The sequence below is a fragment of the Streptomyces exfoliatus genome, from assembly GCF_000725545.1.
Lineage (GTDB): Bacteria > Actinomycetota > Actinomycetes > Streptomycetales > Streptomycetaceae > Streptomyces > Streptomyces exfoliatus.
Window position 1 is genome coordinate 23,854 of the sequence record NZ_JNZP01000012.1, and the last position, 23,614, is coordinate 47,467.

20 protein-coding genes are annotated in these 23,614 nt (G+C 71.8%); 12 read left to right on the plus strand and 8 right to left on the minus strand.

The features are described from left to right. Positions 1–112 precede the first annotated feature (112 nt). Complete coding sequence (locus IO20_RS0114425; RefSeq protein WP_030545219.1) at positions 113–3,472, plus strand: S8 family peptidase; 3,360 nt, start codon at positions 113–115, stop codon at positions 3,470–3,472. A 69-nt stretch (positions 3,473–3,541) separates the two neighbouring features. Here IO20_RS0114425 and IO20_RS0114430 read toward each other — a convergent pair whose 3' ends face one another. Next, a complete protein-coding gene (locus IO20_RS0114430) occupies positions 3,542–4,240 on the minus strand; it encodes a substrate-binding domain-containing protein (protein ID WP_030545221.1) in 699 nt (232 codons plus the stop codon). Positions 4,241–4,315: 75 nt separating this feature from the next. Between IO20_RS0114430 and IO20_RS0114435 the strand changes: the two genes are divergently transcribed. From IO20_RS0114435 to IO20_RS0114465, 7 genes are all read left to right on the plus strand, one after another. Next, positions 4,316–5,083: an IclR family transcriptional regulator gene (locus IO20_RS0114435; RefSeq protein ID WP_030545223.1), complete on the plus strand. Its 768-nt coding sequence runs from the start codon at positions 4,316–4,318 to the stop codon at positions 5,081–5,083. A 161-nt stretch (positions 5,084–5,244) separates the two neighbouring features. Further along, positions 5,245–6,456: a 4-hydroxybenzoate 3-monooxygenase gene (locus IO20_RS0114440; protein WP_030545225.1), complete on the plus strand. Its 1,212-nt coding sequence runs from the start codon at positions 5,245–5,247 to the stop codon at positions 6,454–6,456. A 47-nt stretch (positions 6,457–6,503) separates the two neighbouring features. Then, entirely contained in the window at positions 6,504–7,529 is a 1,026-nt protein-coding gene (locus IO20_RS0114445) for an amidohydrolase family protein (RefSeq protein ID WP_030545227.1), read from the plus strand. A 16-nt stretch (positions 7,530–7,545) separates the two neighbouring features. Then, the gene (gene ligK, locus IO20_RS0114450; protein WP_030545228.1) at positions 7,546–8,235 is read left to right on the plus strand and encodes a 4-carboxy-4-hydroxy-2-oxoadipate aldolase/oxaloacetate decarboxylase; all 690 of its coding nucleotides are present in this window, start codon (positions 7,546–7,548) and stop codon (positions 8,233–8,235) included. Positions 8,236–8,237: 2 nt separating this feature from the next. Continuing rightward, entirely contained in the window at positions 8,238–9,158 is a 921-nt protein-coding gene (locus tag IO20_RS0114455; RefSeq protein WP_030545230.1) for an amidohydrolase family protein, read from the plus strand. A gap of 25 nt (positions 9,159–9,183) precedes the next feature. Continuing rightward, complete coding sequence (ligA, locus tag IO20_RS38545) at positions 9,184–10,494, plus strand: protocatechuate 4,5-dioxygenase subunit alpha (protein WP_078945770.1); 1,311 nt, start codon at positions 9,184–9,186, stop codon at positions 10,492–10,494. Between the two features lies 1 nt (position 10,495). Next, positions 10,496–11,470: a Gfo/Idh/MocA family oxidoreductase gene (locus tag IO20_RS0114465; RefSeq protein ID WP_030545235.1), complete on the plus strand. Its 975-nt coding sequence runs from the start codon at positions 10,496–10,498 to the stop codon at positions 11,468–11,470. 69 nt (positions 11,471–11,539) lie between these two features. Here the strand turns inward: IO20_RS0114465 and IO20_RS0114470 are convergent, their stop codons facing one another. Genes IO20_RS0114470 through IO20_RS0114485 form a run of 4 tightly spaced genes read right to left on the minus strand, consistent with a single transcriptional unit; the run spans position 11,540 to position 15,419 of the window. After that, on the minus strand, positions 11,540–11,998 hold the full coding sequence (locus tag IO20_RS0114470; protein WP_030545238.1) for a MaoC family dehydratase: 459 nt from the start codon (positions 11,996–11,998) through the stop codon (positions 11,540–11,542). 52 nt (positions 11,999–12,050) lie between these two features. Continuing rightward, on the minus strand, positions 12,051–13,595 hold the full coding sequence (locus IO20_RS0114475) for an acyl-CoA synthetase (RefSeq protein WP_030545240.1): 1,545 nt from the start codon (positions 13,593–13,595) through the stop codon (positions 12,051–12,053). After that, positions 13,589–14,506, minus strand: a complete 918-nt coding sequence (locus tag IO20_RS0114480) for an amidohydrolase family protein (protein WP_030545242.1) — start codon at positions 14,504–14,506, stop codon at positions 13,589–13,591. The genes IO20_RS0114475 and IO20_RS0114480 overlap by 7 nt, the downstream gene beginning before the upstream one ends. A gap of 1 nt (position 14,507) precedes the next feature. After that, entirely contained in the window at positions 14,508–15,419 is a 912-nt protein-coding gene (locus IO20_RS0114485; protein ID WP_030545244.1) for an SDR family NAD(P)-dependent oxidoreductase, read from the minus strand. A 171-nt stretch (positions 15,420–15,590) separates the two neighbouring features. On the opposite strand from IO20_RS0114485, the gene IO20_RS0114490 reads away from it, so the two are divergent. Then, positions 15,591–16,004, plus strand: coding sequence for a MarR family winged helix-turn-helix transcriptional regulator (locus IO20_RS0114490; RefSeq protein WP_030545246.1), 414 nt, complete (start codon positions 15,591–15,593; stop codon positions 16,002–16,004). A gap of 12 nt (positions 16,005–16,016) precedes the next feature. Here IO20_RS0114490 and IO20_RS0114495 read toward each other — a convergent pair whose 3' ends face one another. Then, the gene (locus IO20_RS0114495) at positions 16,017–16,664 is read right to left on the minus strand and encodes an alpha-ketoglutarate-dependent dioxygenase AlkB (RefSeq protein ID WP_030545248.1); all 648 of its coding nucleotides are present in this window, start codon (positions 16,662–16,664) and stop codon (positions 16,017–16,019) included. A gap of 373 nt (positions 16,665–17,037) precedes the next feature. Here IO20_RS0114495 and IO20_RS0114500 point away from each other — a divergent pair, with 373 nt between their 5' ends. Further along, positions 17,038–19,044 (plus strand): ATP-binding cassette domain-containing protein, encoded by a 2,007-nt coding sequence (locus tag IO20_RS0114500; protein WP_030545250.1) that lies wholly within the window; start codon positions 17,038–17,040, stop codon positions 19,042–19,044. A gap of 290 nt (positions 19,045–19,334) precedes the next feature. Next, positions 19,335–19,523: a hypothetical protein gene (locus IO20_RS42160; protein WP_030545252.1), complete on the plus strand. Its 189-nt coding sequence runs from the start codon at positions 19,335–19,337 to the stop codon at positions 19,521–19,523. Positions 19,524–19,607: 84 nt separating this feature from the next. Here IO20_RS42160 and IO20_RS0114510 read toward each other — a convergent pair whose 3' ends face one another. Beyond that, positions 19,608–20,840: a serine hydrolase domain-containing protein gene (locus tag IO20_RS0114510; protein ID WP_030545254.1), complete on the minus strand. Its 1,233-nt coding sequence runs from the start codon at positions 20,838–20,840 to the stop codon at positions 19,608–19,610. A 225-nt stretch (positions 20,841–21,065) separates the two neighbouring features. Beyond that, on the minus strand, positions 21,066–21,473 hold the full coding sequence (locus IO20_RS36565) for a DUF2382 domain-containing protein (RefSeq protein ID WP_078945790.1): 408 nt from the start codon (positions 21,471–21,473) through the stop codon (positions 21,066–21,068). Between the two features lie 466 nt (positions 21,474–21,939). On the opposite strand from IO20_RS36565, the gene IO20_RS0114520 reads away from it, so the two are divergent. After that, positions 21,940–23,514, plus strand: coding sequence for a right-handed parallel beta-helix repeat-containing protein (locus tag IO20_RS0114520; protein WP_030545260.1), 1,575 nt, complete (start codon positions 21,940–21,942; stop codon positions 23,512–23,514). Positions 23,515–23,614 lie beyond the last annotated feature (100 nt).

A 23,614-nucleotide genomic window follows, 5' to 3' on the forward strand; every position in this document is an offset into this window, starting at 1 on the left:
CGTCGATCACCTCACATACTGCGCTGACCGGCGGCGGGCACGCTCTCGCGCCCCGCGCCGGATCGACCACTCGACCTCATCCCAAGCTCCTGGGGGAGACTTGCGCGCACAAGTGAAGCGAGCACACGCCTTCACCATCGCGGCGGCCACATCGGTGGCCCTCGTAGCAGGCATGACCGGCCCCGCGACGGCGATCGCCGCGTACGCGAAAGCCGCACCGGACACCGCACGCGTCGACGGCGGCCAACGGATCCCGCTCGTCACGGGCGACCGTGTGGTGGTGGACGCGAAGGGCCGGATGGTGGGCTTCGAGTCCGCCGAGGGCCGTGAGCACATACCCGTACGGATACAGCGCACCCCGGGCCACACCCTCGTGGTGCCGGCCGACGCCCAGCGCCTGATCGCCACGGGCAGGCTCGACCAGCGGCTCTTCGACCTCGACGTCCTCACCGACCCGCGGCTGCGCGAGAGCCACCGCGCCGGACTCAAGCTCATCGTGCGGTACGAGGGGGGTGCCGGCGCCGCACGGGCCGAGGTGCGTACGGCGGGCGACACCCAGCTGCGGCGCACCTTCCCGACCATCGACGCCGACGCCATCCGTACGTCGCCGGACGACGTGGCCGAAGTGTGGGAAGCCCTGACGAACCAGCGGAGCGGCGGGGCGCGCGCCGCCGCCTCCGGCATCGGCTCGGTGTGGCTGGACGGGGTGCGCGAGGCGAGCCTGGACCGCGGCGTCCGGCGGATCGGCGCCGACAAGGCGTGGGAGTCCGGGTTCGACGGTACGGGCGTCAGGATCGCCGTCCTCGACACCGGCGTCGACAAGACCCACGAGGACCTCAGGACCCGGGTCGTCGGCGAGAAGAACTTCTCGGCCTCCCCCGACGCCGTGGACCGCGTCGGGCACGGCACGCACGTCGCGTCGATCGCCGCCGGCACCGGCGCGAAGTCCGGCGGCCGGTACAAGGGCGTCGCCCCCGGCGCCGAGGTGATCAGCGGGAAGGTCCTCGACGACGAGGGGTACGGGGACGACTCCGCCGTCATCGCGGGCGTCGAATGGGCCGCCGCCGAAGGCGCGGACGTGGTCAACCTCAGCCTGGGCAGCCCCGACAGCCCCGGCGTCGACCCCCTCGAGGCCACCGTCGACAGGCTGTCCGCTGAGAAGGGGATCCTGTTCGCCGTCGCGGCGGGCAACGACGGCGAGTCCGGCGCGTCGACGATCGGCTCCCCGGGCAGCGCGGACGCCGCGCTGACCGTCGGCGCCGTGGACGAGGACGACAGACTGGCGCCCTTCTCCAGCACCGGCCCGCGCGTCGGCGACGGCGCCGTGAAGCCGGACGTGACCGCGCCCGGTGTCGCCGTCACCGCGGCCGCCGCCCCCGGCAGCGCCCTCGACACGCGCCCCGGCACGCCGCACCCGGCACCGGGATACCTCCAGCTCGACGGTACGTCGATGGCGACCCCGCACGTCGCGGGCGCGGCGGCGATCCTGAAGCAACGGCACCCGGAGTGGAGGTCCACCGAGCTGAAGGGCGCGCTGACCGCGTCCACGAAGGGGGGCGCCCACACCGCCTTCCAGCAGGGCTCCGGCCGTGTCCAGGTCGACAAGGCGCTGACCCAGAGCGTGATCGCCGATCCGGTCTCGCTGAACTTCGGCACGGCACGGTGGCCGCACGCCGACGACCGGCTCCTCACCCGGAAGGTCGTCTACCGCAACCTGGGCACCGGTGACGTCACCCTCGACCTGGCGGTGTCGACGCTCGACCCGTCGGGCAGGCCGGCCCCGGCCGGGTTCTTCTCGCTCGGCGCCTCGAAGGTGACCGTGCCCGCGGGCGGCACGGCCGAGGTCGACCTCGTCGCCGACACCAGGACCGGTGACGCCGACGGCACCTACTCGGGCTACGTCACCGCCACCGGCGCGGGGCAGTCCGTGCGCACGGCCGCGGTGGCGACCCGGGAGGCGGAGTCGTACGACGTGACCGTGAGGGCGGTGGACCGCGACGGTACGGACGCCGAGAACTTCTCCAGCACCCTGACGGGCGTCGCCGGAGCCGCCACCGGCTTCCAGGCCCGTATCGACGACGAGCCGGGCAGCCACACGATCCGCGTGCCCAAGGGCTCCTACACGTTCAACACGGCCGTCTACCAGGACCCTTCGGACTACGCGAAGGGCACCGACTGGATCGCCCAGCCGAAGCTGGACGTCTCCGGTGACACGACGGTCACCGCCGACGCCCGCACCGCGAGGCCGGTGGACCTCACCGTGCCCGGCATCGACCGGGCGGACTACGCGGGGACGTACTACGAGGTCGGCACCGGGAGCGGCCGTGTCGGCAACGGCTGGGTCCTGCGGGGCTTCACCGGCTTCCGTACCGCCCACCTGGGTCCCGCCGTCACCGACGGCTCGCTCCTGCAGACCTGGGACGCGCACTTCCTGAAGGACGCCGGCAGCCAGTACGCGGTGGCCTTCGGCGGCAAGGCGAGCACGGTCGCGACCGGCTACACCCGGCACGTGAAGGCGGACGAACTGGCCACGCTCACGGTCCGTCTCGGCGCCTCGGCCCCCGGGAAGTCGGCTCTCACCTCCCCGTACGCCCATCTGCCGGGCGCGCCGGAGGGCAACGGCTTCTCCGCACCGCAGGCGGCTCCTGGCACCCGTACCTTCCATGTCTCCACCGCCGACGGCGTGAGGTGGCTGACCAGGTTCAACCAGCTGGGCGCGCTCGACGAATGGGGCTACCCGGCCTTCGAGGGCGGCTTCGAGATGGTCCGGCCGAAGCGTTACGAGGCCGGCAGGACGTACCGGGAGACGTTCAACACGGGCGTCTTCGGGCCTCTCCTGGGCGAGGGCATGGGTGTCTTCCGTACCGCTCCGGACCCGGAGACGGGCGAGCAGCGGCTCTTCGGCTCCCTGCCGCTGTTCGCGGACGGCAAGGGCCACGTCGGTGTCCCGGCGAACGTCTCGGCCACGACGAAGCTGTACCGCGACGGCGTCGAGGTCGGCGCGAACGACGACCCGCTGACCGGGTGGCAGCCCTTCACGGTGGACGCGGCCGACGCCGCGTACCGCCTGGAGACCTCGGTGGAGCGTCCGGCGGGCCTCGCCGCGGTCTCCACCCGGATCGACGCCGCCTTCACGTTCCGTTCGGGGCAGGTCGCGGCCACCACGGCGCTGCCGGTGTCGACGGTACGTTTCGCGGCCCCCGTGGACCTCGCCTCGCGCGTCCCGGCGGGCCGGCAGGTCCGGGTCCCGGTGACCGTGCAGGGCTCGGCGGCCGGGGCCAACCTCAAGTCGCTGACTGTGTCGGTGAGTTACGACGGCGGAAAGACCTGGCGCCCCACGCAGGTCCGCAACGGCGTGATCTCCGTGGCGAGTCCGGCGAAAGACAGCGGCGTCTCGTTCTCCGCCGTGGTCACGGACAAGCAGGGCAACACCTCGACGCTGAAGATCCACAACGCGTGGCTCGGCAAGTGAACCTGCCCCGCTGAGTGTTCTCCGGTGTCCCGGCGTCACCACCTCAGGTGGGGCGCCGGGACGTCGCGTTCACGCGCGGGAGGCCGCCCGCATGCCCCTGGCACGCGCGGTCCGCGCCGCCGTGTCGGAGCCGAGGTGGTCGAGGACCTCACGGGCGAGGTCCGGCCGGGACGAGGAGGCCAGGACGCCTCCGCCGAAGGTCGAGGTGAGGGCGGTGTCACCCGGCAGCGGGCCGACGACGGTGACGCCCGGCAGGTCCATCAGCTCACTGTGCTGCTGGAACGCCAGTTCGGCCCCGCCGGAGGAGAGCAGACTGCCGGCCGGCACCCCCGGGGGCGCCTGGACGAGCCGTCCGGCGAGCACGTCGGCGAGCCCCAGCCGGCCGATGAGACCGAGGAGTTGCGTCCCGCTGGGGCCGGTGGAGTACGCGATCCTCGGCGCGGACCGCAGCACGGCCCGCAGGTCGGCTTCCGAGTCGAGCGCCGGAACAGGTGATCCCTCCGGTACGGCGGCGACGACCTGCGAGATCCACAGCGGTCGCGCCGTGCCCGCCAGGACGTGGCCCTCCTTCTCCAGGGCGGCCAGCGCCCCGTCGGCGAGCACGAGCAGGTCGGCCTCCGCGCCCTCGCGCACCCGTCGTGCGATCTCGACGCCGCCCGCGGACGCGAAGCGCACGGGAAGTCCGTGCGCGCGCCCAAGGTGTGCGGACAGCTCGGCGAGCAGCGGCCGTGTCGCCATCGAGGACAGCCCGGAGATCTCTCTGTTCACGTCGCCTCCTTGGTGTCCGGCAGATGCTACGACGCCCTCGGAGCTGCATCAACGCCGGTCTGCGAGACTGGCCGGGTGAGCGCGACCCGGAGCACAGCGGCTGGAAAAGTCCTCGACGTCCTCGCGGTCTTCGACCGGGAGCACCCGTCGCAGACGCTGTCGGAGATCGCCCAGCGCACCGGCATGGCCCTGAGCACGACGCACCGGGTGGTCTCCGAGCTGGCGGGATGGGGGGCGCTGGAGCGCGCGGAGGACGGGTCGTGGCACGTCGGCCTCAGGCTCTGGGAGATCGCCTCCGGGTGCCCGCGCACCCAGATCCTGCGCGATGTGGCCCTGCCCTTCATGCAGGACCTCTACGAGGCGACCCACGAGAACATCCAGCTCGCGGTCCGCGAGGGGACGGAGCTGGTGTTCGTCGAGCGGATCGCCGGGCACCGGTCGGTGGAGCTGTTGACGATGGTGGGGAGCCGGTTCCCGATCGGCTCCACCGGCATGGGGCGGGTCCTGCTGGCCCACGCCCCTCCGGGACTCCAGGAGGAGGTCCTCGCGTCGCCGCTGCGGGCCTGGACCCCGCACACCGTCACCGACCCGAAGACGCTGCGCGCGCAGCTGGACCGCATCCGCCGCGAGCAGGTCTTCGTGAGCGACCGGCAGCTCTCGGAGAGCACGGTCGCGGTGGCCGCGCCCGTGCGGACCGGCCGCAACGGGCCGGTCGGCGCGGCCTTGGGGATCGTGTTCACGGCGCGGGGCGCGAGCCGTGCCCGCGGGCTCCGTGAGCCGCTGCTGAGGGCCGCGTACGGGATCTCCGACGAGCTCGGCCGGCGTGCCCGGCCGACCGCCTGAGCCCGTCGACGCGCCCGTCCGGCCGCCTGAGGATCGGCGTGCCCGTCCGGCCGCCTGAGACCGAGCGGGCTTCCGCCTGACGGAAACACCGGAGACCGGCCGTGCTCCCGGGTGTCAACGTTCGACGTGTCCCGGACGTTCACCCTCGCTCAGGAGATGCCATGGCCGACGCCGTCGTCGACACCGTTGCCTCGGTTCCCGTCGCAGTCATCGGGGCGGGCCCCGCCGGGCTGATGCTGGCTCACCGCCTCGCACGCGCCGGGGTCGAGACGGTCGTGGTCGACACCCGCACCCGGCGGGAGATCGAGACCACGCAGCGGGCCGGCATCCTGGAGGCCGACGCGGCCCGGGACCTGGTGGAGACCGGCGTCTCCGACCGGATCCTGCGCGACGGCCACGAACACGAGGGCACCGAGCTGCGCTTCGGCGGCCGGGCGCACCGCATCCACTTCAAGGCGCTCGTCGGCGCGTCGGTCTGGCTCTATCCGCAGACCGACGTGTTCATCGACCTGGCCGACGCGCGGGAGCGGGACGGCGGCACGGTCCACTTCGGCGTCAAGGACACCGAGGTCCTCGACGTCACCACCGGCGCTCCCCGAGTCCGCTACACCGCGGCCGACGGCACCCGGCACGAGATCCGCGCGCGGTACGTGGTCGGCGCGGACGGCTCCCGGAGCATGTGCCGCGATCTCGTCCCCGAGGACCGGCGGGTGCGGTACGGCAAGGAGTACCCCTTCGCCTGGTTCGGCATCCTGGCCGAGGCCCCGCCGAGCGCGCCCGAGCTGGTCTACGCCCACTCCGAGCACGGGTTCGCGCTGATCAGCCGGCGGACCGAGACCGTGCAGCGGATGTACTTCCAGTGCTCCCCCGGCGAGTCCGTCGACGCCTGGCCGGACGACCGCGTCTGGGAGACGCTCCAGGCCCGGGTGGCCGGCGAGGACGGCTTCCGGCTCCACGAGGGCCCGGTTTTGGACAAGACGGTCCTGCGGTTCCGTTCGTTCGTGCAGGAGCCGATGCGCTGGGGCTCGATGGTGCTCGCCGGTGACGCCGCGCACACCGTGCCGCCGACCGGCGCCCGCGGGCTCAACCTCGCGCTGCACGACGTGAAGATCCTGGCCGAGGTCCTGCCCCGGGCGCTCGGCGCCGCCGGAGAGGCCGCTCTCGACGACTACCAGCCGCGCGCGATGCGGCGGGTCTGGCGGGCGCAGAACTTCTCGCACTGGATGACGGGGCTGCTGCACACCGCGCCGGGCGACTCGCCGTTCGACCTGCGGCGCCGCCTCGGCGAGCTCGACAACGTGGTGGCCACGCGCGCCGGCCGCGCCTACCTCGCCGAGCAGTACACCGGCTGGCCCGCCGGCTCCCGGGGCTGACCCGGACAAACCCCGGGGCCGACCCCGACGAACCCAGGAGACACGCCATGATCATCGACTGTCACGGTCACTTCACCACGGCGCCGCCACAGCTCGCGCGGTGGCGTGAACGGCAGGTGGCGGCGGTCGGCGCACCGGAGGACGCGCCCGACCCCGACGACCTCGTCGTCACCGACGACGACCTCCGCCAGGCGATCGAGGGCAATCAGCTGCGCCTGATGGACGAGCGCGGCAGCGATCTGACGATCTTCTCCCCCCGGGCCAGCTTCATGGCCCACCACATCGGTGACTTCCAGGTCTCCTCGGCATGGGCGCGGATCTGCAACGACCTGGTCCACCGCGTCAGCGGGCTCTACCCCGACCGCTTCGCGATGGGCGCGATGCTGCCGCAGTCACCGGGCGTCGACCCGGCGACCTGCGTGCCCGAGCTGCGCCGCGCGGTCGAGGAGCTCGGCGCGGTGTCGGTCAACCTCAACCCCGATCCGTCAGGCGGCGGATGGACCGCGCCGCCGCTGACGGACCGCAGCTGGTACCCGGTCTACGAGGCGATGGTCGCGTACGACATCCCCGCGATGATCCACGTCAGCACGTCCTGCAACCCGGCCTTCCACACCACGGGCGCCCACTACCTGAACGCGGACACCACGGCGTTCATGCAGCTGGTCCAGGGCGATCTGTTCGCCGACTTCCCGTCGCTGCGGTTCGTGATCCCGCACGGCGGGGGCGCGGTGCCCTACCACTGGGGACGGTTCCGAGGTCTGGCGATGGCGCTCGGCCGGCCGGATCCCGAGACGCTGCTCGACAACGTCTTCTTCGACACCTGCGTGTACCACCAGGCCGGCATCGACCTGCTCACCCGGGTCATACCCAGCCGTTCCCTGCTGTTCGCCAGCGAGATGATCGGCGCGGTCCGCGACGTCGACCCGCGCAGCGGCCACCACTTCGACGACACGAAGCGGTACGTCGAGGCCACCGCGCACCTCACCGACGCGGAACGGGCAGCCGTCTACTCCGGCAACGCCCTGCGCGTCCACCCCCGGCTCGCCGCCCGGCTCGCCGTCGCCGACCTCTGACCCAGGAGAACACCTCATGGAACACACCCGGACAGGTGTCGTCCACACCTCGATCAGCCGCGCCGACCCCGAGGAGGTCGCCGCCCTGTCGGCGTACGGCGTCGCGACGATCCACGAGGCCATGGGCCGGGTGGGCCTGATGCGCCCCTACCTGCGGCCCGTCTACCCCCGGGCGCGGCTGTGCGGCACGGCGGTGACCGTGCTGCTGCAGCCCGGCGACAACTGGATGCTGCACGTCGCCGCCGAGCAGATCAGGGAGGGCGACGTGGTGGTCGCGGCCTGCACTGCCGAGAGCGAGGACGGATTCTTCGGCGAGCTGCTCGCCACCTCGTTCCGCGCCCGCGGTGGCCAGGGCCTGGTCATCGACGGCGGCGTGCGCGACGTGGCCGACCTGGAGCGCATGGACTTCCCGGTGTTCGCCCGCGCGGTCAACGCCAAGGGCACGATCAAGGCCACCCTCGGTTCGGTCAACGTGCCGGTGGTCTGCGCCAACGCCCTGGTCCGTCCCGGCGACGTCGTCGTGGGGGACGGCGACGGCGTCGTGGTCGTGCCGCGCGAGCGCGCCGCCGAGGTCGCCGCGGCGGCGGCCCGGCGCGAGGCGGCCGAGGAGGGCAAGCGGGCACGGTTCCGCGCGGGCGAACTCGGCCTGGACATGTACGGCATGCGCGGCCCGCTGGCCGAGCTCGGTCTGCGTTACGAGGAGTGAGGATGACGACGAGTTTCAGGAAGACTCCCGGCTGGCTGGACTGGTACGCCGGTCCGAGCCGGCCGCGCTACCGGATGCCCGAGGGGGCCGTCGACGCGCACTGCCACGTGTTCGGCCCGGGGGCCGTGTTCCCGTTCGCGCCCGAACGGAAGTACACGCCCTGCGACGCGTCCAGGGACCAGCTCTTCGCCCTGCGCGACCACCTGGGCTTCTCCCGTACCGTGGTGGTCCAGGCGACCTGCCACGGCGCCGACAACAGCGCCATGGTCGAGGCCCTGCGGGCCTCCGGAGGGCTGGCCAGGGGCGTGGCGACGGTGCGGCCCGACGTCTCCGACGCCGAGCTGCGGGAACTGCACGAGGCCGGTGTGCGCGGCGTGCGGTTCAACTTCGTCAAGCGGCTCGTCGACGCGGCGCCGCGGCAGGACCTGCGGGACGTCGCCCTGCGGATCGCCCCGTACGGATGGCACGTCGTCGTCTACTTCGAGGCGGCCGACCTGCCGGACCTGCGTGACTTCCTCCTGTCGGTCCCGGTTCCGCTCGTGGTCGACCACATGGGGCGGCCCGATGTCACCAAGGATCCGGACGGCCCGGAGTTCGGGGCGTTCCTCGACCTCATGCGGGCGCGGCCGGACATCTGGTGCAAGGTGACCTGCCCGGAGCGGCTGTCCGTGAGCGGGCCGCCCGCCCTGGACGGCGAGCGTTCGGCGTACCGCGACGTCGTCCCCTTCGCCCGCCGGGTCGTCGAGGAGTTCCCCGACCGGGTGCTGTGGGGCACGGACTGGCCGCACCCGAACCTCGTCTCCCACATGCCCGACGACGGTCTGCTCGTCGACTTCGTCCCGCACATCGCCCCCACACCGGAGCTGCGGCGCAAGCTCCTCGTCGACAACCCGACGCGCCTGTACTGGCCGGACGCCGGCTGACCCGCCTCACGATCGGAGTCCGAACATGTCACTCGACAAGACCTACAGACTCGTGCCGGGGACCATCGTCTTCGACGCCGAGCAGTCCGCCAGGGGCTATCACCTCAACCAGTTCTGCATGTCGCTGATGACGGCCGAGAACCGCGAGCGCTACCTCGCCGACGAGCGCGCGTATCTGGACGCGTGGCCGCTGCGGGAGGAGCAGAAGCGGGCCCTGCTCGACCGCGACCTGAACGCGGCCATGGACGAGGGCGGCAACATCTACTTCCTCGCCAAGTGGGGCGCCACGCTGGGGCTCTCGTTCCAGCAGATGGCGGGGTCGATGACCGGCATGACCGAGGAGGAGTACCGCGCGATGATGGCCGGCGGCGGCCGCTCCGTCGAGGGCAACCGCATCGACCACGCCGTCCTCGAAGCGGCGCACGCCGATGCGGCGCCCCCCGCCGTGCACGCCACCATCACCGGCGCGGTCTTCACCTCGCACGTACCGGCGATCGGCGCGGCGATGGACCACGACAAGACCCGCGAGCCTTACTGGAAGCCGGTCTTCGAGGGGTACGACTTCTCCAAGGAGTGGGAGAGGGAGAACCTCCCCGATGTGATCTTCCTGGTCTACAACGACCACGCGTCCGCGTTCGACCTGTCGTTGATCCCCACGTTCGTCCTCGGTACGGGCGCGGCCTACGCGACCGCCGACGAGGGGTACGGGCCCCGACCCGTCCCCGGCGTCGAGGGCGATCCCGACCTGGCAGCGCACATCGCGCACTCGCTGGTGCGGGACGACTTCGACCTCACGCTCGCCAACGAGATGACCGTCGACCACGGCCTGACCGTCCCGCTGTCCCTGATGTTCGGGGACGTCGAGAAGTGGCCGTGCAAGGTGATCCCGTTCCACGTCAACGTGGTCCAGTACCCCGTGCCCTCGGGCGCCCGGTGCTTCCGGCTCGGCCAGGCGCTGCGCCGGGCCATCGAGTCGTACGACAGGCCGCTGAAGGTCCAGGTGTGGGGCACCGGTGGCATGAGCCACCAGTTGCAGGGTCCGCGCGCCGGACTGATCAACCGGGAGTGGGACAACGCGTTCCTCGACCGGCTGATCGAGGATCCGGCCGGCCTGTCGCAGGTGCCGCACCTGGAGTACGTCCAGGAGGCCGGCTCGGAGGGCATCGAGCTGGTCATGTGGCTGATCGCCCGCGGGGCGTTGAGCGACGTGGACGGGACCGGAGAGGTCGACGTCAAGCACCGCTTCTACCATGTGCCGGCGTCCAACACCGCCGTCGGCCACCTGATCCTCGAGAACCGTCCCCGGGCCCAGGAGCCCGCCGAAGGAGTGAACTGACATGACCGACGACCGAACCCTCAGGATCGCCCTGGCCGGAGGCGGCGCCTTCGGCGCCAAGCACGCGGCGGCGCTCCGGCGCATCGAGGGCGTCGAGGTGGCCGCCGTGGTGAGCAGCAGCCTGGAGAGCGCACGGAAGTTCGCCGCCGACCAGGGGGTCGGCCGCGCCGTGGCGTCCCTGGACGAGGTGCTCGCGATGGACGACGTCGACGCCGTCGTCCTCGCCACCCCCACCCCGATGCACGCCGGGCAGACCCTGGCCTGTCTCGACGCCGGCAAGCACGTCCAGGTCGAGATCCCGCTCGCCGCCTCCCTCGGCGACGCCGAGGCGTGCCTGGCGGCGCAGGAGCGGACGGGTCTCGTCGCCATGGTGGGCCACACCCGGCGCTTCAACCCGAGCCACCAGTGGCTGCGGCAGCGGATCCAGGCCGGCGAGTACCACATCCAGCAGATGGACGTGCAGACGTACTTCTTCCGCCGCACGAACCTCAACGCCCTTGGTCAGCCGCGCTCGTGGACCGACCACCTGCTGTGGCACCACGCTGCGCACACCGTCGATCTCTTCGCGTACCAGACCGGTTCGCCGATCGTGCAGGCCCACGCGATCCAGGGCCCGATCCACCCCGAGCTCGGCATCGCGATGGACATGTCGATCCAGCTGCGCGCGGCGAACGGTGCCCTCTGCACGCTTTCGCTGTCGTTCAACAACGACGGGCCGCTCGGCACGTTCTTCCGCTACATCGGCGACAACGGCACCTATCTCGCCCGCTACGACGACCTGTTCACCGGCAAGGACGAGCCGATCGACGTCAGCCGGGTCGCCGTGTCGATGGACGGCATCGAGCTGCAGGACCGTGAGTTCGTCGCGGCGATCCGCGAGGGCCGCGAGCCGAACTCCTCGATCGCCCAGGTCATGTCCTGCTACCGGACGCTTGCGGCCCTGGAGGAGCAGCTGACCGCCGCCTCCGCTTTCTGAGATCTCATGCCGGAGTGCCGGTCGCCACCTCACGGGGCGACCGGCACTCCGGCACGTTGGGTGCGTCGGTCAGGCGTAGTGGCGGTAGACGGCCTCGGCGACGCAGGCCGGCTTGGTGCTGCCCTCGACCTCGACGGTGAACGTGATCGGCATCTGCACGCCGTCGCCCTTGACCTCCTCCACGGTGCCGACGACGCCGTGGAGGCGGATCCTCGCGCCGACGGGGACGGGGCTGGGGAAACGGACCTTGTCCAGGCCGTAGTTGACGCTCATGCGGGTGCCGGTGATGGTGAGCAGCTCGCCGAAGAGCGGGATGATCAGGGAGAGGGTGAGGTAGCCGTGGGCGATGGGGCCGCCGAAGGGCCCGTCCTTGGCCTTCTCCGGATCCGTGTGGATCCACTGGTGGTCGTCGGTGGCGTCGGCGAAGGTGTTCACCCGGTCCTGGGTGATCTCCCTCCACTCGGTGCGGCCGAGGTCGGCTCCGGCGAGGGACGTGAGGGCGGCGAGACTGTCGGCGGTCGTGGGCATGGGGATTCCTTTCGATGGCGCGGGCTGCGGGAGGGTGCTGCTCGAAACGCCTTTACGGGTAAGGGTGTTCGACGGGCCCTGTCGAGAACGCCTCGCGCACGGCGGGCTTGATGATCTTTCCGGTGGCCGTTCGGGGCAGTCGGTCCGTGAGGACGACGGACCTGGGGATCTTGTATTTGGCTAGCCGGCCCCGCAGATGGCCGAGGAGGTCGTCCTGGGTCGCCGGGGCGCCGGGTTCGAGGACGACGACGGCACGGCCGACCTCGCCCCACACGGGGTGGGGGACGCCGATGACCGCGCATTCGGCGACGTCGGGGTGGCCGAGGAGCGCGTCCTCGACCTCGGCCGGATAGACGTTCTCGCCGCCGGAGACGAACATGTCCTTGACCCGGTCGACGAGGTAGGCGTATCCGTCGGTGTCGGTCCTGGCGATGTCCCCGGTGCGCAGCCAGCCGTCGTCGGTGAAGGCGGCCGCGGTGTCCTCGGGCAGGTTCCAGTAGCCGGTCATGACGTGGGGGCCGTGGACGAGGATCTCGCCGCGTTCGCCGGGCGCGGCGTCTGCGCCGTCGGGCAGGACGACGCGGGTGTCGGTGAAGAAGTGCGGGACGCCGGCGGAGCCGGCCTTGGCCGTGGTCTGCTCCCGGTCGAGGAAGAGGATGCCGGGGGACGCCTCGGTCATGCCGTAGCCCTGGCTGAAGGCGAGGCCGCGGTCGACGTACGCGGCGATGGTGCGGGCCGGGACCGGAGCGCCGCCGCAGTTGAGGGTGCGCAGGCTGGAGAGGTCGGTGCCCGCCCAGCGGGGCCGGGCGGCCATCGCGTCGTACATGGTGGGGACGCCGAACATGTACGTGACGCGGCGGCGTTCGACGAGGTCGAGGACCCGGTCGGCGTCGAAGGCGGCGAGCAGGATCACCCGGCCGCCCTTGAGCAGGGTGGGCAGGCAGGTCATGTTGAGGCCGGCGGTGTGGAACAGCGGGGCCGCGACGAGGGTGACCTCGTCGGCGGTGAGGTCGGTGTCGACGAGGACGTTGACGCTGTTCCAGACGATGTTGGCGTGGGAGAGGACGGCTCCCTTGGGGCGGCCCGTGGTCCCGGAGGTGTACATGATCATGCACGGGTCCTCGGGGGCCACGGCCACGTCCAGGGGCTCGTCGGGGGCACCGGCGAGCAGTTCCTCGTACCCGGGAGCGCCGTCGCCGGGTCCTTCGAGCGCGATCCGGTGGCGCACCCCGGCCTGGTCGGTGGCGGCGCGGGCGGCCTCGCCCTGCTCGGGGGCGTGGACGAGGACGACGCTGCCGGAGTCGGCGAGGTTGTACGCCAGTTCCGGGGCGGTGAGGCGGGTGTTGAGCGGGACGAAGACCGCGCCGAGCGCTCCCGCGGCGAACAGCGTCTCCAGGAAGGCCGGGTGGTTGGGTCCCAGGTAGGCGACCCGGTCGCCGCTCGTCACGCCGAGGGCGCGCAGGGCGTGGGCGAGCCGCAGGACGCGCCGGTGGAGCTCGCGGTAGGTCAGGGCGCGGTCTTCGTGGACGACGGCGGTCCGGTCGGGTGTCCTGCGGGCCCGGCGCGCCGGCCAGGAGCCGATGCCCTGGTTCAGCACGGGGAGTTCTCCGCGTCGCCGGACAGACCGAGGAGGCGGGCGGCGTTCTCCTTGAGGATCTTCGGCCGGACCTCGGGTTTGATGTCGAGCGCCTCGAAGTCGGCGAGCCACCGGTCGGGGGTGATGACCGGGTAGTCGGAGCCGAAGAGGACCTTGTCCTTGAGCAGGGTGTTCGCGTAGCGCACGAGTTGCGGCGGGAAGTACCTGGGCGACCAGCCGGACAGGTCGATGTACACGTACGGTTTGTGGGTGGCCACCGCGAGGGCCTCGTCCTGCCAGGGGAAGGACGGGTGGGCGAGGACGATCCTCAGTTCGGGGAAGTCGACGGCGACGTCGTCGACCGCCATGGGGTTCGAGTACGTCAGCCGGATGCCGCCGCCGCCCGGGACGCCGGCGCCGATGCCGGTCTGGCCGGTGTGGAAGAGGGCGGGTACGCCGAGTTCCTCGATGGCCTCGTACAGCGGGTAGGCGAGGCGGTCGTTCGGGGAGAAGGCCTGGACGCTGGGGTGGAACTTGAATCCGCGCACCCCGTACTCCTCCACGAGGCGCCGGGCCTCGCGGACTCCCGCCCGGCCCTTGTGCGGGTCGACGCTCGCGAACGGGATCAGGACGTCGGCGTGGGCGGCGCAGCTCTCGGCGATCTCCTCGTTGTGGATCCGCGGGTGGCCGGTGGCGTGTTCGGCGTCGACGGTGAAGACGACGGCCGCCATGCGGCGTTCGCGGTAGTGCGCGGCCGTCTCGTCGATGGTCGGCTGCCGGTGGCCGTGGGCCTTGAAGTACGCCTCGGAGGCGCCGAGCAGTTCGGGGCTGAGGGCCCCGTGGCCGTCCTTGGAGACCTCGGCGTGGGTGTGCATGTCGATGGCGGTCAGCGCGTCGAGGTCGAGTGCGCTCCGGTAGGCACGGTCGGTCATCTCACGCCTCCGGGGCCTGGGGCGCGGGGATGCCGTAGGTCTCGGGCTCGGCGCCGACACCGTCCCGCCACGCGGCGGTGATCGCGTCGGCGCTCCAGCCGCCGTCGGCGAAGGCGACCGCCTTCTCCTTGGGGTGCGCCCACAGGGCCAGCCGGTCGCCGCCGATGCCGATGGCCTGCCCGGTCACTCCGGCGGAGGCGTCCGAGGCCAGGAAGGTGATCAGGCCTGCGACGTCCTCGACGGTCCCGAGGCCCTCGTCCTTGCGCAGCCGGTCAGGGAGGGGCTCCCCGGTGCGCTCGGACTTCTCGATGAGCGGGGCGAACGCCGGGATGCTCCTGGTCATCTCGGTGGCGGCGACGGGCACGACGGCGTTGACGGTGATGCCGGCGCGGCCGAGTTCCATCGCCCAGGTGCGGGCCATGGCGACGATGCCGGCCTTGGCGGCGGCGTAGTTGGTCTGGCCGAAGTTGCCGCGCTGGCCCGCGGGCGAGGAGATCAGGACGAGCCGGCCGCCGGTGCCCTGCTCGCGCATGCGGACGGCGGCGGCGCGGGCGCAGGTGAACGTGCCGCGCAGGTGGACGCGGACGACGTCGTCGAAGTCGTCGTCGGTCATCTTCCACAGCACGCGGTCGCGCAGGATGCCGGCGTTGGTGACGAGTACGTCCAGGCGCCCGAACTCTCCGACGGCCGCGTCGACGAGCCGCTGGGCCGCCTCGCTGTCGCCCACGGCCGCGACGACGCCGGTCGCCGAGCCGCCCCGGGTCGTGATCGAGGTGACGGCGGCGTCGACCGTGTCCTTGTCGACGTCGTTGACGACGACGGCGGCGCCCGCGGTGGCGAGGGCCTGGGCGTATGCGAGTCCGAGACCGCGGCCGCTGCCGGTGACGACGGCGACCTTGCCCTGAAGGTCCATGAGGGGTGCCTCTCGTGAGGGAGTGGAGGAGGGGATGCCGGAGATCCCGGCCACAGCCGGGATCGACAGGAATCCTGATGAACGCCAGTCTGGGCAATCGCCAGGATTCCTGTCAATGACCTAGGATGGGACGGCTGCCGCCCGCGCGGGCGGTCACGACGGGAGGACGAAGTGGGCACGTCACTGCTCTACCTGATCAAGAGGACGGAACTGGTGGTCCGCGCACGCCTGGAGGAGCTGCTCAAGCCCGCCGGGGTCACGGCGCTGCAGTACACCGCCCTGACGGTGCTCGAACGGCACGACGGCATCTCCGCGGCCCAGCTCGCCCGCGACTCCTTCGTCACCGCCCAGTCGATGGCCGACATGGTCCGCGCCCTGGAGAGCCGTGGCCTGATCCGCCGCGAGCCCAACCCCGCCAACCGCCGTGAGCGCCTCATCCTGCTCGCCGACCCCGGGCGGCGACTGCTCGCCGAGTACGCCGAGCCGGCCCGCCACATCGAGGAACGCATGACCGCCGGCATGGACGCCGAAGAGACCGCCGCGTTCCGGGCGGCCCTGAACGAGGCCTGGCGCTCCCTCTCCTGACCGCTCGACGGTTCAGCGCACTCCGCGCGGGCGGAACTGCACGCTGACGCGCGGACCGACGGCACGGGCCGACTTCGGGACGGCGTGCTCCCAGGTGCGCTGGCAGGACCCGCCCATGACGAGGAGGTCGCCGTGGCCGGAGGGAAGACGGAGAGCCACGGGGCCGCCACCACGCGGGCGGAAGACGAGGTCACGCGGGTCACCGAGGGCCAGGATCGCGACCATGGTGTCGCGGGTGGCCGAGCGGCCGGTGCGGTCGCCGTGCCAGGCGACGCTGTCGCGCCCGTCGCGGTAGAGACAGAGCCCCGCCGTGGCGAATGGCTCGCCGAGCTCGGCGGCGTAGTGCGCACCGAGGGCGTCACGGGCCTCGTCGAGCGCGGGGTGCGGGAGCGGGGCACCTTCCCCGTAGTGCGCGAGGAGCCTCGGCACGGCCACGACGTTCTCGTACATCGTGCGCTCCTCGGCCCGCCAGGGGACCCCGGCGACGAGCTCCTCGAAGAGGGCGTCGGCGCCGTGGAACCAGCCGGGCAGGTGATCGACCCAGGCGCCGCGACCCAGCTCGGTGCGCCGGACGGCGCCCATGGGGCCGGGTCCGATGTCGGAGCCCTGGTCGAAGAGGGAGCCCTGGAAGCCGGGGACGTCCGGTCGTACTGCGGTCATGGTTCCAGCGTAGACGATAAACCGAACATATGAGCGATTCGATCATCTCGACCATGCGTGGACCCTCACAGCCGTCGGCCACACCGCCCGCAAGTCCCCTGAAGGGTGAGAGCGCCGTTCGAGAGGGCCTCCGGCGGTACTCCTCAAGGCGCGTCCGCCCTGCGGCGCACATTCGAACATTCACCCCGGATCTGCTCCCCGACGCCCCGTAACGGGTGAAGGCGAGGCCCGTTTGAGAGCACACACGTACCCATCGAGCTCCTTCGGAGGCCTCCGTGCATCCCGTACCCCTTCCCTTCTCGTGCGTCTCCGGATTCGAACGGCGGCAGCCGTGCGGACCCCTGTCCGCCGCCCTCGGCGGGAGGTGGGCGGCATGAGCGAGTACGCCGACGGCCCGGCTTCCGGAAGCACCGTTCCCGGCCCGCGGGCCGCCTCGCTCGCCCCGCCGCCCCGGACCCTTCCCGTCGGTGCGCAGGACGGGGACATGACCGAGGAGATGGAGGAGGCGTACTGGTCCGTCCATGACGGTGCCGCCGCGCGGGCGACCGTCCGGCAGGTCCTGGTGCGGCTGCCGCGGATCACCGCGAGCATCGGACGGCTCGCCTGGCGCGCCGACAGGCGGGCGACAGCGGCCGTCGTCGCGTGCCAGCTGGGGTCGGCAGCCATGAGCGCCTTCGGTCTCATCGCCTCGGTCGCGGTGCTGCGGGAGCTGTTCGCCCAGGGCCCGACCCCGGACCGGGTGCGCGCCGCCGTCCCGCAGATCCTGCTCGTGGTCGGGTTCATCGCCGGCCGAGCCCTCCTCGAGGCGGCGGTCGCGGTGGCGCAGGCCCGGGTGACACCCAAGATCCGCACCGCCCTGGAGACCGAGTTCTTCCATCTCACCGCGCACGTGAGGCTGGAGGCGGTCGAGGACGCCGACTGGCACGACGAGGTCTACCGCGCCAACGACCGGGGGCTGTTCTACGCACGGCAGATCGTCGGACAGGTCGTCTCCCTCGCCTCCTCCGCCCTCGGCCTCGCCGGCACCGCCGGCGTCCTCGGCGTCCTGCACCCCGCCCTGCTGCCGCTGCTCCTCCTGTCCGTGCTGCCCGTCGGCATGGCGGCCGTCCGCAGCGCGCGGGCGCGCTTCCACTCCTTCAAGCGGTGGAACGCGCTCCAGCGCCGCGTCCGGGTCTTCTCGTGGCTGCTCCTCGACCAGGACGCCGCCGCCGAACTCCGCTCCGACACCGCGCAGGCCGCGCTCCTGGACGAGCACCGGCGTCTGATCACCCGGATCTCCGAGGAGGACACCCGACTCGGGGTGCAGGCCGCCGTGCTCAACCTGGCGGGCCGCGGGGTCGGCGGGATCGGCACCGGCGTCACGTACTTCGCCCTGGGCGCCATGCTGATCGCGGGCTGGCTCCCGCTGGCCGCCGGGGCCGGCGCGGTGCTCGCGATCCAGGCCGGACAGGCGGCCCTCACCCGGCTCGTCGAGACCGCGCACCTCGTGTACGAGCACGCGATGTGGGTCGACGACCTCCTCGCCGTACAGCAGCGCTGCCGCGGCCTCCAGCAGCGGACCGCGGACCTGCACGCCCCGGAGCGAGTGAAGACGATCACCCTGGAGGACGTGTCCTTCACCTACGCGGGAAAGGACACCCCCGCGCTCGACGGGGTGTCGATGACGCTCACCGCGGGCGAGACCGTCGCCTTCGTCGGTCTCAACGGCGGGGGCAAGAGCACCTGCGCCAAGGTCCTGGCCGGCCTGCACGACGTGCAGGAAGGGCGGATGTGCTGGGACGGCGTCGACGTCCGGACCATGGACAGCCGGTCCCTGCAGCGACAGGTCGCCTGCGTCCTCCAGGACCCCGTCCGTTTCCCGTTCAGCGCCCTGTCCAACGTGACCGTGTCCACCGGCAGCCTGACGGAGGCCGACCCGGAGCGGGCGATGGCGGCCGTACGCGCCGCCGGCGCCGATCAGGTCCTCGCGGGGCTCCCCGGGCAGTGGGAGGCGCTGCTGTCCAAGCGGTTCCGCGGCGGCCAGGAGCTGTCCGGCGGGCAGTGGGCCAAGGTCGCGGTGGCGCGCGGCCTGTACAAGAACGCCTCGCTCCTCCTCCTCGACGAGCCGACCGCGAGCATGGACCCGCCGTCGGAACACGCCGTCTACGAGGCGGTGCTGCGCGGCCGGCTGCGGGAGGACCAGATCACGGTGCTCATCTCGCACCGGCTCGCCAGCGTCGTCGACTGCGACCGCGTCTACGTCTTCGACAAGGGCCGGGTCGTGGAGTCGGGATCGCACACCGCACTCATGGCCCTCGGCGGCCTCTACGCGGAGATGTTCACGCTCCAGGCCGGTGGCTACCAGGCGCGCGACAGTGTGGAGAGGGGGACCGGGTCCTGAGGTGAGGGCCCCGGAACGAGCCCGTCCTGCTGTGGACCGAACCGGAGGGGTCGGCCGTCGTCCATGAGGTGGCCCACCAGTGGTTCTACGGCATCGTGGGGAACGACCGGTTCGCCTCGCCCTGACTGGACGAGTCCTTCGCCCAGTACGCGAACCAGCTGTACTACGGGGAGCCCACCGCCACCTGCTGGGAGGACCAGGGGGAATGGCCCAGCGCCACGGCCGCCCTGACCCACTCCCCGGCCTCCTACGCGGACGGCCGCCGTTCGGAGTACGTCCGCGCCGTCTACATGCGCGGCGCCTGCGCCCTGCACGACCTGGAACGCGTCCTGGGCGGCCCGGCGATGACGGCCATGCTGCGGGGGTACGTGCGCGACCACTGGCTGGGCGTCGCCACCACCGCGGACTTCACGCGCGCGGCACAGGCGGCGACGACGGAGGACCTCGGCCCGTTCTGGACGGAGCACAGGATCTTCTGAGCGCCCGGGGCCAGCTGCCCGGCGTCAGTCGTCAGCGGGGCCCGCTGCCCGGCGTCAGTCGTCAGCGGGGCCCGCTGCCCGGCGTCAGTCGTCGAGCGACTGGTAGACCGTGGTCCAGAAGTCGTGGAAGAGCCGCGCCGGGTCGGGGACGGACGTCCCGACCTGGGTGAGCAGGATGCCGGTGAGCTGGTTCTCGGGGTCGGCATAGGTGGAGGTTCCGCTTCCGCCGTCCCAGCCGAACTGGCCGAGGGGCGCGTAGTCGCCGCGGTAGGTGCGCACCGCCATCCCGAAGCCCCAGCCGCCGTGCTGGCCCTGGCCGAAGGAGATGTGGACGTTGTCGACGGCCATGGCGTGCCGGGCGGCCTGCTGCTCGGGCGCGAGGCGGTTGGTGGTCATGAGCTCGACGGCGGGCTTGGACAGGATCCGCTCGTCGCCGTGCGTTCCGTGGTTCAGCAGCATCCGGAAGTAGGCGTGGTAGTCGTCGACGGTGGAGACCAGCCCTCCGCCGCCGCCCTGGAACGCCGGCGGCGCGCTGTGGCGGCCTCCCTCGGCCTCGTCCCACACATGGAACTCCCCGGTCTGCGGGTCGGGGGCGTAGAGCGGCGGCAGCCGGTCCATCTTGTCGGCGGGCACGTGGAATCCGGTGTCCTTCATGCCCAGCGGCTCGAAGACGCGCTCCCGCAGGAACGTCTCGAAGGACTGACCCGTGACCCTGGCGACGAGCACCCCGATGAGGTCGTTGCTGAGGTGGTACTGCCAGCGCTCGCCGGGCTGGTGCATCAGCGGCAGCGCGCCGAGCCGGCGCATCCACTCGTCGGGCTCGGGCATCGGCGTGGGCAGGTTGGGCGTGAGCCCCTGCTCGAAGACCGCGTTCATGATCGGAGTGCCAAGCGCCGTCATATCCATGCCGAGTCCGAACGTGGAGGTCAGCACGTCCCGCACGGTGATCGGCCGCCGCGCCGGCACGGTGTCGTCCAGCGGTCCGTCGATCCGCTTCAGGACCTGCCGATCGGCGAGTTCGGGCAGCCAGTCGTCCACCGTGTCGTCGAGGCGCAGCCTGCACTCGTCGAGCAGGATCATCGCCGCGGAGACCGAGACCGGCTTGGAGGTCGACGCCATGCGGAAGATGGTGTCGCGACGCATCGGCGCACCACCGTCGTGACGCATCGTCCCCATCGCCTCGACGTGCGTCTCGTCGCCCCGGCCGACCAGCGCGACGACCCCCGGGATCTTCCCTGACCCGACGTACCGCTCCAGTACGTCGCGCACCTTGCGCAGCCCCGCTTCGGAGAAGCCGCCGCTGTTCTTTCCCGTCATGAGTCTCCCCGTTCGTCGATGTTCGAGAACCGCTGAACGCCAGTGACGCTACATTGCGTTCACTGCTTCGTCAACGACGAACGGGCTCAACTGGCCTGCCATTACGCCATCATTTCGCACTCCGTTGCAATGAGAATGGAGCTGAATGCAATGGACGATCAGGGCGGGGGTTGCAATGGACTCGCAGACTCGCGCGCACCGGAAGCCCCCGGGGCGGACGTGCGGTCAGAAGCGACCCTCTTCGCCGCCGCGGCCCTCGGCGATCTCGCCATCCCCCTCCACCGCCTCCGCCTCGACGTCGACCCGATCCTCGCGGACCCGCCCGGCGACCGCCTCTTCCTCCGCGACCTCGTCCGTCCGCAGGCTGACCCGCTCGACGGGGACGGCCCCGGTCTCGACGACGGGGCGCTCCTCATGGAGGGTCACCTCGCGTTCGACCTCGGAGATCTCGGGTCCGGACAGGGCCCGACCCCGGTTCGCCCCGGTGATGGGCTCGCGCTCCACGCGGACCCCCTCGCGTCCGACGGGGACGGTCTGCTGGACGTCTTCGGTCACGACGTACTCGCGCAGCCGTACGCGGCCGGTCTCGACCTGCTCGGTGCCGACGCGCATCCGCCCCTCGGAGCGGGTCATGGCGTCGTCGCAGGTACGCGACTCACCGACCCCGCCGCGCGACACACCGAGGCCCTTCGTCCGGCATACCGACTCCGGGCCGCGCGTCGGCGCCGCCGATGCCACTCGCGTCGCTCAGGCCCTGTCCGCGCCGGCCGTCGCCGTCCCCGGCGGCTCCACGATCGCGGCGATCTGCTCCTGGGCAATCACGATGACCCTCCCGCCGCGTCGCGGTAACCACGCGACCGTCCGCCCCCTGTCGAGGAAAACGCCTGCACACGGCGGTAATTGCTCGGATTCGCGACCGGTCGAGCGCTCGACACCCGCCCCCGCGTTCCCTGTTGCACCCCCCTTCAACCGTTCAGATATCTGAACATCAGTCGCGTACACAACCATTGACGCGTCCACGGCAACACCCCTAGCGTCCGATGAAAGCGCTTTCTCGTCCAGTCCCCGGAACGTTTTCCCCTCACCCCGGAGCCCCCAGATGCACCTGCGATCCGCCACAGCCTGCGTCAGCCTGCTGGCAGGCACGCTCGTCGCCCTCTCCGTGAACACGGCCCACGCCGCGTCCACGCTGTACGAAGCCGAGTCCTCCCCCGCCGTCTGCACCGGCGTCATCGAATCCGACTGGACCGGCTACACCGGCAGCGGCTTCTGCAACGCCACCAACGCCACCGGGGCCTACGCGCAGTTCACGGTGAACGCCCCCGCCGCCGGTACGGCGACGCTCGCCGTCCGGTTCGCCAACGGCGGCACCACCGCGCGGCCGGCCGGTCTCGTCGTCAACGGGTCCACCGTGCAGACGCCGTCGTTCGAGAGCACGGGCGCGTGGTCCACCTGGACCACCAAGACCCTGACCGTCGCGCTCAACGCGGGCAGCAACACGATCCGGCTGAACCCCACCACCTCCGCCGGCCTGCCCAACGTCGACTCCCTGAACGTCACGACGGGCGACACCCCGCCGCCGCCGACGAGCAGCGCGCTGTACGTCGCGCCGAACGGCACCGACACCGCCTCCGGAACCCAGTCCGACCCCACGACGCTCACCTCGGCGATCGGCCGCGTCGCGGCCGGCGGCACGATCTACCTGCGCGGCGGCACCTACCGCCACTCCACGACGGTCACCGTCCCCACCGGCAATAACGGCACGGCCGGCGCCCTGAAGAAGCTGTCCGCCTACCCCGGCGAGACCCCGGTCCTGAACTTCTCGGCCATGATCGAGGACCCGGCCAACCGCGGCCTCGCCCTGAACGGTTCGTACTGGCACGTCAACGGGGTCGTCGTCGAGCGCGCCGGCGACAACGGGATCTTCGTCGGCGGAAGCAACAACATCATCGAGCGCACCGTGACGCGCTTCAACCGCGACACCGGGCTGCAGCTCTCCCGCGCGGCCTCCACCACGCCCCGCGAGCAGTGGCCGTCCAACAACCTCATCCTGAGCGCGGAGTCGCACGACAACGCCGACTCCGACGGTGAGGACGCCGACGGCTTCGCCGCGAAGCTCACGGTCGGCTCGGGGAACGTCTTCCGCTACGCCGTGGCCCACCACAACATCGACGACGGCTGGGACCTGTACACCAAGACGGACACCGGACCCATCGGGACCGTGACCATCGAGGACTCCCTCGCGTACGACAACGGGACCCTCAGCGACGGATCCCAGGCAGGCGCCGGTGACCGCAACGGCTTCAAGCTCGGCGGCGAGGACATCCCGGTCAACCACACGGTCCGGCGGACGATCGCCTTCCACAACGGCAAGCACGGGTTCACGTACAACAGCAACCCGGGCTCGATGACCATCTCCAACAACATCAGCATCGACAACGCACAGCGCAACTTCTCGTTCGACGCGGGCACTTCGGTGTTCCGGAGCAACACCTCCTGCCGCAGCTCCAGCGGCACCAACGACCGGACCATCGGCGACGTCGACGGCACGAACCAGTTCTGGTCCGGCGCGAACGGCTCCCGCTGCTCCTCGTACGCCGGAGCCCTGAGCTGGTCCTACGCCGCGGACGGCCGCCTCGTCACGGCATTCGGCGGCCGGACGGTCACCTGGTAGGCACCGGGAACCACACGGGCTGAACCACCGCGTCGGCCTCGGGGAGCCTCCCCGGGGCCGACGACGCCGTGTCGGACCGGACGACCGGCGCCGACCGCCC

Coding starts and splice junctions, on each gene's coding strand:
- IO20_RS0114455 (WP_030545230.1), top strand. CDS start 8,238: ATGACGACGAGTTTCAGGAAGACTCCCGGCTGGCTGGACTGGTACGCC.
- IO20_RS0114510 (WP_030545254.1), bottom strand. CDS start 20,840: ATGACGGGAAAGAACAGCGGCGGCTTCTCCGAAGCGGGGCTGCGCAAG.
- IO20_RS42160 (WP_030545252.1), top strand. CDS start 19,335: ATGCGCGGCGCCTGCGCCCTGCACGACCTGGAACGCGTCCTGGGCGGC.
- IO20_RS0114520 (WP_030545260.1), top strand. CDS start 21,940: ATGCACCTGCGATCCGCCACAGCCTGCGTCAGCCTGCTGGCAGGCACG.
- IO20_RS36565 (WP_078945790.1), bottom strand. CDS start 21,473: ATGACCCGCTCCGAGGGGCGGATGCGCGTCGGCACCGAGCAGGTCGAG.
- IO20_RS0114445 (WP_030545227.1), top strand. CDS start 6,504: ATGATCATCGACTGTCACGGTCACTTCACCACGGCGCCGCCACAGCTC.
- IO20_RS0114465 (WP_030545235.1), top strand. CDS start 10,496: ATGACCGACGACCGAACCCTCAGGATCGCCCTGGCCGGAGGCGGCGCC.
- ligA (WP_078945770.1), top strand. CDS start 9,184: ATGTCACTCGACAAGACCTACAGACTCGTGCCGGGGACCATCGTCTTC.
- IO20_RS0114500 (WP_030545250.1), top strand. CDS start 17,038: ATGAGCGAGTACGCCGACGGCCCGGCTTCCGGAAGCACCGTTCCCGGC.
- IO20_RS0114495 (WP_030545248.1), bottom strand. CDS start 16,664: ATGACCGCAGTACGACCGGACGTCCCCGGCTTCCAGGGCTCCCTCTTC.
- IO20_RS0114480 (WP_030545242.1), bottom strand. CDS start 14,506: ATGACCGACCGTGCCTACCGGAGCGCACTCGACCTCGACGCGCTGACC.
- IO20_RS0114485 (WP_030545244.1), bottom strand. CDS start 15,419: ATGGACCTTCAGGGCAAGGTCGCCGTCGTCACCGGCAGCGGCCGCGGT.
- IO20_RS0114440 (WP_030545225.1), top strand. CDS start 5,245: ATGGCCGACGCCGTCGTCGACACCGTTGCCTCGGTTCCCGTCGCAGTC.
- ligK (WP_030545228.1), top strand. CDS start 7,546: ATGGAACACACCCGGACAGGTGTCGTCCACACCTCGATCAGCCGCGCC.
- IO20_RS0114470 (WP_030545238.1), bottom strand. CDS start 11,998: ATGCCCACGACCGCCGACAGTCTCGCCGCCCTCACGTCCCTCGCCGGA.